Raw genomic sequence first — 14,275 nt, 5'->3', positions numbered from 1 at the left:
TGTCCGGCGCGTGCGCCGGACAGGCCCCGGTGATACGAGTTCAGGAGGCGGGCTGCTCCACCTTCGTGGCCGGGTCGCCGTCCACCGCGGCCGCGAGCTGCGGCACCAGGCGGTCGAGGACGAAGGGGATGCTGAGCACGGTGGAGAGGGACACGGCGTTGCCGTAGTCGCCGGTCTCCTTCACGAAGACCTCGCGGCCCTGCTGGACCACCTTCAGGTCGGCGTACAGCTTGTCCTGGTGCAGCTTGGTGACGGCCGTGGTGGTGTCGGGCACGATCCAGACGGCGACGCCCTGGTCGAGGAGGTCGGTGCGCTCCTTGCTGATGTTGGCGCCGAACTGGTCGCCGATCACCTTGTCCAGGTCGGCGGGGAGCTTCAGACCGAGGTCGGAAAGCAGGCGGGAGCGGGCGTCCTGGCTGCCGTAGACGAAGGTGCCCTCGTACGGCGTGGCCATCACGGCCGTGGACGTGGCGAAGGCGGGGTTGGCCTTCTTGGCCGCGGCGAACTCGGCCTCGACGCCGTCGACGAGCGTCTTCGCCTCGTCGGGCTTGCCGAGGGCCTTGCCCACGGTCTCGGTCTGCTGCTGCCACGGAATGCCGTAGTCGTTGTACTCCTTGGGCTGGGCCACGACCGGCGCGAACTTCGACAGCGCGTCGTACTGGGCCTTGGTCAGCCCGGAGTACAGCGCGAGGATCAGGTCGGGCTTCAGGGCGGCGATCTTCTCGACCTGCGGCCCGGTACCGGTGTCCTTCAGCACCGTCGGCGCGGCGGCGGAGCCGAGCTTGTCCTGCGCCCAGGGGCCGACGGCCCCCTTGTAGCCGCCGATCCACTCGGTGGTGCCGACGGGCACGGTGCCGAGGGCGAGGACGGCGTCCTGGTCGGTGAGGCCGACGGTGACCACGCGCTCGGGCTCGGCCTTGATCGTGGTGCTGCCGTACTTGTGGGCGATGGTGACGGGGAAGGCGGTGCTCGCCGACGCCTCGGCGGAGCCGGAGGAGCCCGACTTCGGGGAGTCGGAGGCCGAGTCGGCGGAGCCGCAGGCGGCTACCGCGCCGAGGAGCATCAGCACGGAGGCGAGCAGTCCGGCGAACCGGGTGGCTCTGGTGGCGCGGGGCATCGCGTGATCCTTCTGTTCGTTCGGTTCTGACGGGATGGGTCTGTCACGGGTCGGGTCTGTCACGGACGGGTCTGTCGCGGGTCGGCGGAAGCCCGCGGCCGGCTACGGCCGGGCGCTGCTGCGGTTCTCCGCCCACGCCCGCCACAGGGCGGCGTACGGCCCCCCGGCGGCGAGCAGTTCGTCATGGGTGCCGCTCTCGGCGATGCGGCCGTCCTCCATCACCACGACCCGGTCGGCCGAGGCGGCCTGGCTGAGCCGGTGCGCGACGACCAGGGCGGTGCGCCCCTCCAGGGCGCGATCGGCGGCCTCCTCCAGCCGCCCGGCGCCGGCGCTGCCGGCCTCCGCGGTGGCCTCGTCGAGGACGGCGACCGGTGGGTCGGCCAGTACCAGCCGGGCGAGGGCGAGTTGCTGCGAGCGGTCCGCGGTCAGCCGGTGACCGCCCTCACCGACGACCGTGCCGAGGCCTTCGGGAAGCGCCTCCGCCCAGCCGAGGGCTCCGACCCGCCGCAGGGCCTCGCGCAGTTCCTCGTCGGTGGCGTCCGGCCGTGCCAGGCGCAGGTCCTCGGTGAGCGGGCCGGAGAAGACGTGCACCTCCTGCGTGACCAGGGCCACGGCGCCTGCGCCCTCGGCGGGTTCGGTGCCGCCGATGTCGACCCGGCCGGACGACGGCCGGTGGATGCCGGCCACGATCTTGGCCAGGGTGGTCTTGCCCGCGCCACTGGCACCGACGAGGGCGACCTTCTCCTTGGGACGCAGGACCAGGTCCACGCCGCTCAGCACCGGCCGGCCCGGGACGTACGCGTGGCCGACGCCGTCCACCGCGACGGTGGGGACACCCGCGAAGTCCGCGGGCCGTCGCCGCTCCGCGGCCGCGGGCGCCGGCTCGTCGACGACGCCGACCAGCCGGGCGAGGCCCGCGGTGGCCGACTGGGCGTCGTCCAGCAGGACGAGCGCGGTGTTCACCGGGCCGAAGAGGCTGTGGAAGTACAGGGCCGCGGCGGTGGCCGTGCCGATCGACACGGAACCGCCGCGCACCAGCAGGAATCCGGTCACCAGCACGGCGGCGAGCCCGGTGTACTCGGCCACGTGCAGCCGGCTGTAGAAGCGCAGCACCAGCCGCACCCCGCGCAGCGTCAGGTCGACGGCCGCTTGGGAGCGTTCGGTGACGCGCGCGGTGTGCCCGGCCTCGGCCCGGTAGGCGCGCACGGTGGCCGCGCCGCCGATCGTGTCGAGCAACTGCTGCTGCTGGGCGCCGGTGGCGATGCGCTCGTCGGCGTACAGCGGGCCGGCGTTGCGGACGTACCAGCGCGCGGTGTACGCCTGCACGGGCACCGCCAGCAGCGCCGCCGACAGGAACCGCCAGTCCAGCACGGCCAGCGCGGCCAGGGTCAGCACGATCGTCAGGCTGGAACGGACCAGTTCGGGCAGCGCCGTGCGGATCGCGTCGGCCACCCGCGACACGTCGCGCGTGACGCGGGCGGTGAGGTCGCCGGAGCCGGCCCGCTCCAGGCGGTCCAGCGGCAGCGACAGCGCCCGTTCGACGAAGCGTTCCCGCAGTTCGGCCAGCACGGTCTCGCCGAGCCGTGACACCAGCGACATGCCCAAGGCGGTGGCCACGCCCTGCGCCACCGCGACGAGCACCAGCAGGACCACGGGCAGCGTCAGCGCGCCCGCTGGTCTCCGGTCGGTGACCAGGTCGACGATGTACCCCAGCAGCGGCTGCGTCAGCAGGCCCGTCGCCGTGGCCGCCACCATCACCAGGGCCCCGCCCGCGGCCAGTGCCCGGTGCGGGCGCACCAGTTCGCGCAGGGCGGCACGGGTCCTGGCCGGCGTCGCCGTGGGCAGCAGTTCGCGCTCCGCGGATCGCGGTGCCGTCGTCATGCCAGTACCGCCGTCCGGTAGGTCGCGTCGTCGTGCACGAGGTCGCCGTGCGCGCCGTCGGCCGCGACCCGGCCGCCGTCGAGGAGCACGACGCGGTCCGTGACGGACAGCAGCGCGGGGCTGTTGGTGACCACGACCGTCGTGCGGCCGCGGCGGTGCTCGCGCAGCCCGGCGGCGATGCGGGCCTCGGTGACGGCGTCGACGGCCGTCGTGGGGTCGTGGACGACGAGCACCGGCCGTTCGGCGGCGAGAGCGCGGGCGAGGACGACGCGCTGGCGCTGCCCGCCGGAGAGCGAACGGCCGCCTTCGGTGATCTCGGAGGCCGTGCCCTGCGGGAGGGCGCGGGCGACCTCGTCGGCGCAGGCGGCGGCGAGCGCACGCCGGGTGTTCCCGGTGCCGCCGAGGTTGTCGTCGAGGGAGCCCTCGAAGAGGTCGGCGTCGTGGGCCGCGACGAGGACGACGGTGCGCAGCCGGGCCGGGTCGAGGTCCGGCAGGGGCACGCCGTCCAGTTCGACGACGCCGGCTTCGGGGTCCGCGGTGCGGCCGAGGCAGTCGAGCAGTGCCTGGACGGCAGCGGGGTCGGTGCTGGCGACGCCGAGGAGTTCGCCGGGCCGGACGTCGAGGTCGGCCTCGCGGAGCGCGCCGAGGCTGACGCCGCGCAGCCGCAGCCCGCCGCGGACCGGGTCCGCCGGGGCCGCCGTGCCGGTCGGTACGCCGGGCTCGGCGGCCAGCACGGACGCGATGCGCGCCGCGGAGGCCCGGCCCTGGGCGAACTCGGCGTTGACCCAGGCGAACACCTCCAGTGGCCCGAGCAGGAAGAGCGCCAGCCCGACGGCGGAGACGAGCTGACCCAGCGTGATGTCACCGGTCAGGGCGAGCCGTCCGCCGATCAGGGCGACCACCGCGATGAAGACTCCGGTGAGCGTGAGCACCACCCCGCCCTGCCACGCCTCGGCGCGTGCCGCGCGCACCGTGGCGCCCAGCGAGGCGCGGCTGGTGCGCCGGTACCGTTCGACGGCGGCGGCCTGGGCGCCGATGCCCTTGAGCACCCGCAGCCCCGTCACCAGGTCCGCGGCGACTCCGGAGGCGTGCGCGGCCTGTTCCTGTTCGGCCTCGCTGCGCCGCTCCAGGGGCTTGCTGAGCAGGTGTCCGAGCCAGAGCAGCAGCGGTGTGCCGAGCAGGACGACCAGCCCGAGCGGGACCGAGATGCGCAGCAGGGCCACGGCGCTCACGAGGAGTCCGGTGAGCGCCGAGATGCCAGTCATCACGGCCATGTTGACGGCGCCGACCCGCTTGGCGTCCTCGGTCGCGATGTTCGCGAGTTCGCCGGGCAGTTGACCCCGCTCCGCGCCGCCGACGGGGTCGAGGATACGCCGTACGAGGGCGATCCGGAGGTCGTGCGCGGCCTGTTCCGCGGCCCGTTCGCCGGCGCGGGCGCCGAAGCGGAAGCTGAAGGAGAGTCCGACGTACACCACGGCCAGCACGGCCAGCCATGTCAACAGCGCGCCGCCGTCGCCCCCGGCCACGGCCCGGTCGACGACCAGGCCGATGAGGACCGGGACCAGCGCCTCACCGAACTGGTGCCCGGCCCCGAGCAGGGCGCCGGTGGCGACGTCCCGCCCGCGGCTTCTGACTGTCCGCAGCAGGACGTCGCGCCCCGGCGGCACCTTCGTTCGCACTCCGTGCACCCCTCCGGACACCCGGCCGTCCCCCGACCGGCCACCCAACAATGTTAGGTAAGGCTAGTCTAACTACGAGGGTCCGGGTCAAGGGCGGCCGGGGCCCCCGGCGGTACGGGGACCGGTGCGGAACGGTTACGGCACGCGCGCGGTCCACTCCGAGGTACCGAACTTCGTCGCGGCGAGCTCCTCGGCGCGCGCCAGTTCGTCCGCCGTGACCTGACCGGCCGTGAGGCCGTAGCGGGTGCGGAAGGAGTCGACCATGCGGTCGATGACGGCCTGGCGGGGCAGGCCGGTCTGCCGACGCAGTGGATCGACGCGCTTCTTGGCGCTGGCGGTGCCCTTGTCGGAGAGCTTCTCCCGGCCGATGCGCAGCACTTCGAGCATCTTGTCGGCGTCGATGTCGTAGGACATCGTCACGTGGTGCAGCACCGCGCCGGCGCCGCCGTCGGGCCCCACCACGCGCTTCTGCGCGGCGCCGGCGATCTTGCCGGCCTCCGTGGCGATGTCGTTCAGCGGCTGGTACCACGCCTTGATGCCCATGTCGCCCAGCGCCTCCAGCACCCAGTCGTCCAGATAGGCGTAGGAGTCGGCGAAGGACAGCCCCGACACCAGCGACGCGGGCACCGAAAGGGAGTACGTGATGGTGTTGCCCGGTTCCACGAACATCGCGCCGCCGCCCGAGATGCGCCGCACCACGGTGATGCCGTGACGCTCCGCGCCCTCCGGGTCGACCTCGTTGCGCAGCGACTGGAAGCTGCCGATGACGACCGCCGGGGCGCCCCACTCCCAGACGCGCAGCGTCGGCGGACGCCGCCCGGCGGCGACCTCGGCGGTGATGACCTCGTCCAGCGCCATGTGGAGCTCCGGGGACTGAGGGGCCTCCCGGATCAGCTGCCAGTCGTAGTCGGTCCAGTCCGTCGCCTGCGCGACCGCCCGGCGCACCGCGACGGCGATGCCCTCGGCCGTGAGCCCGTACATCACCGTGCCCTCGGGCAGCGCGGCTTCGACGCGCGCCGCGATCCCCGCGGCGTCGGTGCTCACCGGCGTCCCCTCCAGGGCCCGGTCGATCGCCAGGATCGCCTCGTCGGGCTCGAGGAAGAAGTCCCCCGCGACCCGCACGTCCCTCAGGACCCCGTCCCGCTCGTCGAGGTCGACCACCACCAGCTTGCCACCGGGCACCTTGTACTCGCCGTGCATGACGTTCCGCCTTGATCGTCCGTAGTCCGTTGTCACGGTACCGCCCAGGCGGACCGCCCCCCTGCTGACCGGCAACGCGTCCGGCGCCGGGGCGATTCCTGGCCCACCGTGCCCGGTGCCCGTCAAAGACCCGGCTCGGCCCGATCGCCACAGCCAGCCCCTGTCGGAGACCATGTAAGGACAGGAACCCAGGATTCCCGTAGGGGCAAGGTGGAGAATCATGCCCATGGCTCAAGAAGGATCGGCGACAGCGTCCCGGCGCCGATGGACGTCCTCGACGCGCGCTGCCCGAGCCGAGACGTGTTCGTGGACCTGGCGGACAAGTGGGTGCTGCTCATGCTGGTGAGCCTCCGGGAGGGCGGCGACCAGCGCTACAGCGAATTGCAGCGGTCCCTGGGCGGCATCAGCCGGAAGATGCTGTCCCCGACCTTGCGGACCATGGCGCGCGACGGGCTCGTCCTGCGCAGCGTCAACCCCGAGGCGTCTCCGCCGCTGGTCATGTACGGACTGACCTCGCTCGGCAGGGAGATCGCCGAGGAGACGCGGGCACTGTGCACGTGGACCGAGAAGCGGGCCGCCACCGTGAACGAGGCGCGCGCCGCCTACGACCGCCGTCACGCGGTCACCCAGGAGGCCTGAACCCGCGGCGGGCGCCGCGCCCGCGCCGAGAACCCCGCAGAACACCCGAAGATCCCGCGGACCGCGCCGGTCCCCGTCGGCCGAGAGCCGTCCAGCCGCCCACATCAGTGGGCGGCTTCTTTCGCGGACCCGGGCGTCGATCGCCTCCGCGCGCCGAGGTCACCACGCGGCTGAAGCAGGCGCCGCAAGCGCCCGCGGCGCTCTCAGGTCGCCTCTCCCGCACGCGGGATCCGCTGCGGGGCGCGGGCTCCGAGGATGCCGAGGACCTCGTTCAGGGCCGGGCCATGGAGTTCCCGGAAGAACGCCGGGTCGGATCCTGCCCTCCCGGGCCCGGATCCCGGCGAGCGACTCGGCGCACAGCTGAGCCAGGACGCTCGCGAACCGCTCCCTCCGCAGGAGCTTGACGATCTCCTCGTCGAACCATGCACCCGAGTGGGACTCCAGGTCCATGGCGGCGTCGAGCTGGTTTTTCTCGGGGACGTCGGAGTCGTTGAGGACGGCGATCAACCGGACCGCCGCGGTGCCGTCCGGCTGACCTGGTCAACGCAACTCCCCGTTTCCGGGGCGATCCCCCACTCCGCGCCGATGACCGGGCTCAGGCCCGGGCCACCGACTCGCCCGGACTCGAGCCCTGTTCGAGCCAGCCGCGCTCCGCGGCCAGCAGGGCGATCTGGAAGCGGGTCCGGGCGCCGAGAGCCGTGCCGGCCTCGCTGACGTGCTTCTGGACGGTGCGGCGGCTGACGCCCAGCACGCGCGCGATGGCGTCGTCCTTCATTCCGGTGGCCATGAGGTGCAGGATCTCGCGGGTGCGCTCGTCGATGTCCGCCTCCCGCGCCTGACGCGCGAGCGGCCAGTCCTGACGGCTCTCCAGCGACATCGGCACCGCCCGCTCCCACAGGCCCTCGAACAGCGCGACGAGCACCGCGACCAGGGCCGGGGCGTGGATGACGAGCGACCCGGCGGAGGGCTGGTCGCTGTCGACCGGCAGCAGGGCGGTCGTGCGGTCGAAGACCACCAGCTTGACCGGGAGGCCGGAGCTGAGCCGGAGTTCGCCGCCGCCCGCCGTGCCCCGCAGCGCGGTGTCGAGCGACATCTCGTCGGTGAAGCCCTCGGTGTCGTAGACGGAGCGCAGCCGCACGCCGTCGTGGACGGCGGTCTCCCCCGCGGACCGTTCCCGGCCCTCCCCGTAGGCGGTCTCCGTGCCGGTCACGTACGGCGGCTTCGCCAGGTGCAGCACCTCGCGCCGGCTGGCCTTGAGCAGGTGGGCGTAGCGCGCCGCGACCTCCTCGGCCCGTTCCAGGACCTCGACGAGATGCGGCGCGTGCGGGCCCGAGACGGAACGGTAGACCTCGTGGAGCTGCTCCATGTACAACTCCGCCTGGGCGAGTTCGCTGCGCCTGCGGGCGAGCAGCGACCCCAGGGACGAGCGCGGCGGGCCGGCCCGCCAGCGCGTCGGCCGGCCCGCGATGCGGATGACGAGCAGTTCGTCCTCCAGCGTCCGCAGTGCCCGCCCCGCCTCCTCGGCCGGTACGCCGGCGGCCTCCGCCACCGCGTCGGCGTCGGCCGCGGGGTGGCCCACCAGGAACTCCAGGACGCGGCCGCTCAGCGGGTCCAGGCCGGTGCCGGTCCACGGGCCGCCGGAAGTGACATCCATCTGGCCTGCCCATCTGTCGATCGGGAAACGCAGGTTGATCGTACGCCCCGCCGGTTTCCACGGATCGTCCGCCGGTCGTCCACGCGTCGCCCGCCCGTCGCCCACGGTTCGGCACGACGCGCATGTGCGCAACTGCACGAACCCGCTTCCGCGGGAGCTTGTCCGTGCTGACGGAGCACCGCCAAGGTGATCTCCACCCCGCCAGTCCCGACGACGCAGCTGGCCCTGCACACACCCAGAAGGGCGTTGCATGTCCTCACGCTCCAGACGCACCCGGTTGACGGCGCTCGCCGCTGTCCTCCTCACCCTCACCGCGGCCCCGCTCGCCCACGCCGCCCCCGACACCCCGGCGTCCCCACCGGATGCCGCTCCGGCCGCGCACTCCCTGACCCTCGCCGACGGCTCGGTGGTGCACTGGTCCGACGACGGGACGGGAACCCTGACCCGGAAGGACGGCACCACCCGGGCCTTCCCGGTGCCGCAGCCGCAGGGCCGCACCGGGCTCGGCGAGCCGCTCTCCCCGTCCGCCACGGTCCTCCAACGCCGGGCGGACGCGGCCGCGTTGACCCCCTACACCCTGGGGGCCGCTTCCGGGGGTGCCCGCTCGGCGGTCCGGCCGCAGACCATGAACTCCGGTGCCGTCACGCTCCCGGACTCCGTCCGCGACTCGATCGACGGCCTCGGTTCCCGCCGCGGCGCCCGCTCCGCGGCGCCGGCGGCCTCCGGCGGCGTGCCCGCCAACGAGGGGCTGACGACGTCCTTCCAGTCCTACCTCAACTCCGGTGGCGTGAACGTCGTCGGGGCCTTCCAGGACTCCGCGGACCTCCTGCACGCGCTGCCCGGCGCGGGCCAGATCGTCACCAACGTCTCGCTGGGCGACCTGACCGACCAGTCCATGGCGGACGCGGGCGACGAGTACGTGCGCGGCTACGGGCCCACCACCGTGGTCAAGGACGGCCAGCGCTACCTGGACTACCCCTCCCTGCCGCTCATCCCGACCTACACCAGCGACAAGGCGGGCCGGCTCGACCCGACCGGTTCCGTCGAGGGCCAGGACCCCAATCTCGGCGAGGTCCTGCTCGACTTCTCGATGATGGCGCCGCTGCCGCACGACCGGCAGCGCCCGGAGGCCACCGGCAGCGGGGCCACCGACCTGCTGGGCATCGCCCCGGGGGCTCAGTACCGGCTCGTCGTGCCCGAGGAGCCCTCCGCCGAGGGCATCGCGACGGCACTGCGCGCCGCCGCCGCGCAGAAGCCGCGTCCGACCGTGATCACCGCCAGCCTCGGCTTCGGCACCGACGGGTCGATCGGCTTCCCGTCGCGGTGGCTGGAGGACGACCCGGCGATCCGGGACACGCTGCGTTCCATCGTGGACTCGGGCATCGTGGTGGTCGTCTCCTCCAACGACGGCACGCGGCTCGGCCTGCCGGTGTCCGTCGGCCCGGACGGCGGCAGCACCCCGACCGACCTCACGTCGAGCACCCACGCGCAGACGAGCATCGACGACGTCGCCCCGACCACGACCCCGTCGCTGGTGCGTGACACCGGGGTGATCGGCGCGGGCGGCACCACCGTCGACGACACCCTCAGCTCGGACGACGTCCGTACCGCCGTCTACCCGACGACCCGCTACAACGGTTCGGCCGGATACTCGTCGGGCTTCGGCACCCGGATCGACCTGGCCGCACCCGGCGACAACCTGCCCTCGCTGTTCCACACCTCGGACGGGCCGCAGGTGGTGCTCAACGGCGGCACCTCCGCTTCGGCACCGATGATCGCCGCCGCGGCGGCCGACGTCCTGGCGGCGGCGAAGGCCACCGGGCAGACGCTGACCCCGCGCAAGGTGCGTGACCTGCTGGTCGCCACCGGGCGGCCGATCGCCCAGCCCCCGCAGGCGGACCAGGAACTGCACATGGGCACGCAGCTGGACGTGACCGCCGCCGTGGAGAAGGTCCTCGCCAAGCGCCACGACCTCGCCCCGTCGGCGGTGCGCCTGTCCGTCGCGCAGCGCCAGGTCGTGTCCGTCACGCCCGGCGTCTCGTTCGTCGAGGCCACCGACCCGTCCGCCATCGACCTGGCCGGGCCGGCCGGCGGCTGGGACGACGTGCCGACCGGCGAGAACGCGTTCGCCCCGCTCACCTTCGGCCTCGACCTCACCGGTGCGCACAAGGACCTCACGTACCGTCTGCGGGTGGGCGACCACGGCGTGATCCCCTCCTCGGGGCCGAGCCTGCGGGTCCTGCCCAGCGAGCTGCTGGGGGCCGCGGGCCTGCCGCTCGTGTCGTCCGAAGCACGCAGCCTCCAGGTGACGTTCGAGGCGCTCGACGGCGGCAAGGTCGTCGCCTCGGCCGCCCGCAAGCTCACCCTGAGCGCGACCGACGGCACCCACTTCCAGCCGCAGGCACCCACCGCGCCCGGCGTGAGCCCGCTCGGGAAGCCGGTGACCGTGCACTACGACCTGACAGGTCTGCGCGACACCACGGACCCGGAGCTGGTGCTGTCCTCGGTCGGTCACTGGACGCCGTTCACCGCGAGCGACAAGTGGCGTGCCCAGTGGCGCACTCCGCTCACCGGCACGAAGGGCTCGGTGACGATCCCGGCCTCCGCCTTCGCGGCGGGCGGCGCGGGTCTGTACGGCGTCGGTATCACCCTCTACGACGGCCAGGTCTTCGGTGACTTCCGGGCGCTGCGGGTCGGCCCCGGCGCCGATCAGCGGCCGGAAGCACCCCTGCTGAGCCACGGAACGACCGAGAAGGCGCACTCCGTCGAACTCGCCCGCTCCGACGCCAAGCTGACGGTGAACTGGGACGCCTCGGCGACCGACGACGCCGACGGCGCCGCGATCGAGTTCCTGACCCCGGCGCCGACGCTGTACGGCGCGCTCAACACCGCCACGAACCAGAACGGCAGCGGCCGGGACGACAACGGCGTCGACCACGCGTCCACGCTGTTCCGCCCCCTGCCCTCGGTCAAGGGCAAGACGGTGCTGGACCTGAAGGCGCTCGGCCTGCCGACCGGGCTGCAGTACCCGGTCCGGATCATCGCCACCCATGACGGCAAGCCCGTCGGGCAGGCCTCGCCCACCTCGTTCGTCGAGTACCTCGACGGCGAGACGATCTCGGGCACCCTGGAGAACTTCGAGGTCAGCGGCGATACCGCGCTGCTGTCCACGGACGACTTCGTGGACGGGGACGACGGCTGGATCCACCTGCGCGACTCGGCGACGACCGCGTACTCCCTGAGCGACGGCACCCTCGGGACCGTCGTGGCGCACGACACCGGCAAGGGCATGATGTCCGAGGTCGTGGGGGCCGACCAGAAGACGGGCCGCACCCTGATCGGCTACCAGCCCTTCGACGGCGGCACCATCCCGGAGGTCGCCCTGCGGGACACCGCCACCGGCGCCGAGGTGCGGACGACGGTGCTGGACCCGGAGGGCGACTCCACGTCGATCTCCTTCATGGGCGGGGCCGTCGACACGGCCCGGCACCGGGCGGCCGTGGTGACGTACGACGGGGTGTCCGGGGTCGACAGCCTCTGGACGGTCGACATGACCACCGGCCGCGTCTCCGACCCGCTGCCGCTCAACGCCTCCCAGCCGGGGCGGGCGCTGGGCAATGTCACGGTGGACTCCTCGACGGGCATCTTCTTCGTGGCCACCTCCGGCACGATGGGGCCCTGCCTGTCCGGGCGCGTCCCGTACTACGCGGTCTCGGTCGACGTCACCGCGCGTACCGTGTCGCCCCTGGCCACGTTGCCCGCATGCGTCGCCGGTCTGCTGCCGGACGGCAAGGGCGACAAGGTGTACGTCGCCGCCGGGCCCGTCACGCCCAACTACAACAGCGGCGACTTCCCGACCAGCACCTGGCGCTCCGCGTCCCAGTCCACCCTGGCCACCTCGGCGCCCGCCGACCTCGGGACGAGGGGCGTCATGTGGCCGACCCTCGACACGCAGCACGGCGTCGCCCTCGTGGCGCACCTCTACGAGGAAGCCACCACCGGGGACAACAACGCCCTGAGCGAGATCACCGTCCTCGACCCGGACACCGGGAAGGTCCTCGCCCGGCATCCTGTCGCCAATCTCGTCAGCTCCACGATCTCCACGTCCAACTTCGACTTCACCGGCCGCCGCGGCCTGTTCCTCGACCCCGCCCACCGCACCGCGTACCTGGTGAACCCGTGGGCGAACGGTCTGGAGCGGATCACCTACTGACCCCGATCACGTGAAGAGCCCCCGCCGGGTCCGGCGGGGGCTCTTCACGTGCCGGGCCCCATGGGCAGTCCCGCCCACCGCCGCCGGCCACGGGGCCGAGCCGTGGGCTGCGGTTCACGGCGCGATGCGACGAGGTCGCAGCGACGTTCCGGGACGACGGTGAGCACGGCGTCCAGCCGTCCGTGACCGCGCGTTGGTGCGAGAGGCCGAGCGCATGCCCGGTGTGGCGCTGCCGTCGACGTTGCCCGGTCTTCCGCGGGCTCAGAACGGGGGCATCGTTGCCGCTGAACACGATGTGTTCCCCACCCGTCGGCCGACGTCGTGGAGCGCAGACTACGGAGTTCGTTCCGGCGGCCGACTTCCGCTCGTTCGTCGAGGGCCTTGCTTCGGGCGGCTCACGCGGTGACGACTCTGTTCCATGCCCGGGGCACATCAGAGGCGGCGACGCAATTCAGCAGGACGACGAGGGACCGTCCGGTGAATCTTCGCGGAAGTTCCGAAAACGCCCCGCGGAATTGGGCAGGCCGGAATTTCACTCCCTGAAAGCAGGGGCCACGCGGTCCTGAACTGAGGTTATGGTCAGTTGACCATTAAACCAGTTTTGATTGGTGTGTGCTTGTCAATGACCGCGAATCGTCAGGACGCATCTTCCGAAGCCGCGCATGCCGCCATCCTGCTGCAGATGCTCAGCGGTTACTGGGTGACTCAAATCGTTCGTGCCGCCGTCGACCTCTCCCTCCCGGATCATCTGGCCGACGGCCCCCTGAGCGCGGAGGAGATAGCCGAACGGGAATCCAGCGACCCCGCGACCACCTACCGGCTGCTGCGCGCTTGCGCTGCGCTCGGCCTGGTGGCCCACGACGGCGGGCGCCGCTTCTCGGGCACCCCCCTGAGCGGCCTGCTGCGCACCGGCGCGCCGAACACCCTGCGGGAGGTGGCCCTCACCTGGGCGGGGCCCTCTCACTGGCGGGCCTGGGAGCGGTTCCCGGAGGCCGTGCGCAAGGGGGGCACTCAGATCGAAAGCGCGCTGGGCACGGACTTCTTCAGCTACCTCGGCGACAACCCGGCCGAGGCGGAGCTCTTCTCGGTCGCCATGTCCGGCATGTCGGAGCAGTTGAATCGCGACCTCGCCCGGGCGCTCGACACCACCGGCACCAGCGTCGCGGTCGATGTCGGTGGCGGCACCGGAGCGCTCGTGCAGGGGCTGCTGCTGGCGAACCCGGACCTTCGCGGGCAGAGCCTGGACCTGCCGCACGCCTCTGCCGGAGCGCGGGCCTCGGCCGAGAAGCAGGGACTGGCCGACCGGTTCACCGCGGTCACCGGAGACTTCTTCGAGTCCGTCCCGCCGGCCGATCTGTACCTGCTCAAGATGGTCCTGCACGACTGGAACGACGCCGATTGCATCCGCATCCTGCGACATTGCCGCGCCGCCGCACGGCCGGGCGCGCGCGTCGTGGTGGTGGAGAACGTGATCGGGGAGATCGGAGCGCCCGGCTTCGAGCCTCTGGCCGACATGCACATGCTGGCGATGCTGCCGGGCCAGGAACGCGAGCTTCCCGAGTTCGACGCGCTCTTCGCCGCGTCGGGATGGCGGCGCACGGCCGTCACCCCGACAGGATTCCAGTTCAAGATCATCGAGTTGGAGACGATCTAGCACTCGGACCGGACCGGCGTGATCCGATGGAGGGCGGGCCGGCAGCCACACGGCTGCCGGGCCGCCCTTCGGTGTTCCCGCGGTGCAACCGCCCGCACCCGCCGCCCCGTTCGCATGGTTGACGTGGACCCGTCACCCTGTCATGGTCTAGACCTGATAAGGCGCCGTGCCCGGACCGGTCCGGGCACGGCGCCCTCCGCCACAGCTCCCTCCCCCACCGCCACGGCCGCGAGCCGTG

The 14,275-nt window shown here is 72.8% G+C and carries 8 protein-coding genes; 3 read left to right on the top strand and 5 right to left on the bottom strand.

Going from position 1 to position 14,275, the window contains the following annotated elements; translation table 11 throughout:
* Nucleotides 1-40 precede the first annotated feature (40 nt).
* The 4 genes from ACIP98_RS14060 to ACIP98_RS14045 all read right to left on the bottom strand — a co-directional run bounded on the left by ACIP98_RS14060 (nt 41) and on the right by ACIP98_RS14045 (nt 5,877).
* Nucleotides 41-1,117 carry an ABC transporter substrate-binding protein gene (locus ACIP98_RS14060; RefSeq protein ID WP_401975852.1) on the bottom strand — a complete coding sequence of 359 codons (1,077 nt, stop codon included), beginning with the start codon at nt 1,115-1,117 and terminating at the stop codon, nt 41-43.
* Between the two features lie 102 nt (nt 1,118-1,219).
* Entirely contained in the window at nt 1,220-2,998 is a 1,779-nt protein-coding gene (locus ACIP98_RS14055; RefSeq protein WP_401975849.1) for an ABC transporter ATP-binding protein, read from the bottom strand.
* Nucleotides 2,995-4,677 (bottom strand): ABC transporter ATP-binding protein, encoded by a 1,683-nt coding sequence (locus ACIP98_RS14050; protein WP_401975847.1) that lies wholly within the window; start codon nt 4,675-4,677, stop codon nt 2,995-2,997. Before ACIP98_RS14050 ends, ACIP98_RS14055 begins: the two co-directional genes overlap by 4 nt.
* Nucleotides 4,678-4,812: 135 nt before the next feature.
* The gene (locus tag ACIP98_RS14045; RefSeq protein ID WP_401975845.1) at nt 4,813-5,877 is read right to left on the bottom strand and encodes a biotin/lipoate A/B protein ligase family protein; all 1,065 of its coding nucleotides are present in this window, start codon (nt 5,875-5,877) and stop codon (nt 4,813-4,815) included.
* A 264-nt stretch (nt 5,878-6,141) separates the two neighbouring features.
* On the opposite strand from ACIP98_RS14045, the gene ACIP98_RS14040 reads away from it, so the two are divergent.
* Nucleotides 6,142-6,516: a winged helix-turn-helix transcriptional regulator gene (locus tag ACIP98_RS14040; protein ID WP_401975843.1), complete on the top strand. Its 375-nt coding sequence runs from the start codon at nt 6,142-6,144 to the stop codon at nt 6,514-6,516.
* A 595-nt stretch (nt 6,517-7,111) separates the two neighbouring features.
* On the opposite strand, the gene ACIP98_RS14035 is transcribed toward ACIP98_RS14040, so the two are convergent.
* Entirely contained in the window at nt 7,112-8,170 is a 1,059-nt protein-coding gene (locus tag ACIP98_RS14035; protein ID WP_319657662.1) for a helix-turn-helix domain-containing protein, read from the bottom strand.
* Between the two features lie 250 nt (nt 8,171-8,420).
* Here ACIP98_RS14035 and ACIP98_RS14030 point away from each other — a divergent pair, with 250 nt between their 5' ends.
* Nucleotides 8,421-12,383 (top strand): S8 family serine peptidase, encoded by a 3,963-nt coding sequence (locus ACIP98_RS14030; protein ID WP_401975841.1) that lies wholly within the window; start codon nt 8,421-8,423, stop codon nt 12,381-12,383.
* A 622-nt stretch (nt 12,384-13,005) separates the two neighbouring features.
* Nucleotides 13,006-14,037 carry a methyltransferase gene (locus ACIP98_RS14025; RefSeq protein WP_401975838.1) on the top strand — a complete coding sequence of 344 codons (1,032 nt, stop codon included), beginning with the start codon at nt 13,006-13,008 and terminating at the stop codon, nt 14,035-14,037.
* Nucleotides 14,038-14,275 lie beyond the last annotated feature (238 nt).

Source organism: Streptomyces sp. NPDC088354, from assembly GCF_044753585.1.
In the GTDB taxonomy this organism is placed as follows: domain Bacteria; phylum Actinomycetota; class Actinomycetes; order Streptomycetales; family Streptomycetaceae; genus Actinacidiphila.
This window is presented reverse-complemented; position numbering and strand designations above follow the sequence as displayed.

What these genes read in the sequence shown, in the direction of transcription:
- ACIP98_RS14060 (WP_401975852.1), bottom strand. Translation starts at nt 1,117, where the DNA reads ATGCCCCGCGCCACCAGAGCCACCCGGTTCGCCGGACTGCTCGCCTCC.
- ACIP98_RS14055 (WP_401975849.1), bottom strand. Translation starts at nt 2,998, where the DNA reads ATGACGACGGCACCGCGATCCGCGGAGCGCGAACTGCTGCCCACGGCG.
- ACIP98_RS14045 (WP_401975845.1), bottom strand. Translation starts at nt 5,877, where the DNA reads ATGCACGGCGAGTACAAGGTGCCCGGTGGCAAGCTGGTGGTGGTCGAC.
- ACIP98_RS14040 (WP_401975843.1), top strand. Translation starts at nt 6,142, where the DNA reads ATGGACGTCCTCGACGCGCGCTGCCCGAGCCGAGACGTGTTCGTGGAC.
- ACIP98_RS14035 (WP_319657662.1), bottom strand. Translation starts at nt 8,170, where the DNA reads ATGGATGTCACTTCCGGCGGCCCGTGGACCGGCACCGGCCTGGACCCG.
- ACIP98_RS14030 (WP_401975841.1), top strand. Translation starts at nt 8,421, where the DNA reads ATGTCCTCACGCTCCAGACGCACCCGGTTGACGGCGCTCGCCGCTGTC.
- ACIP98_RS14025 (WP_401975838.1), top strand. Translation starts at nt 13,006, where the DNA reads ATGACCGCGAATCGTCAGGACGCATCTTCCGAAGCCGCGCATGCCGCC.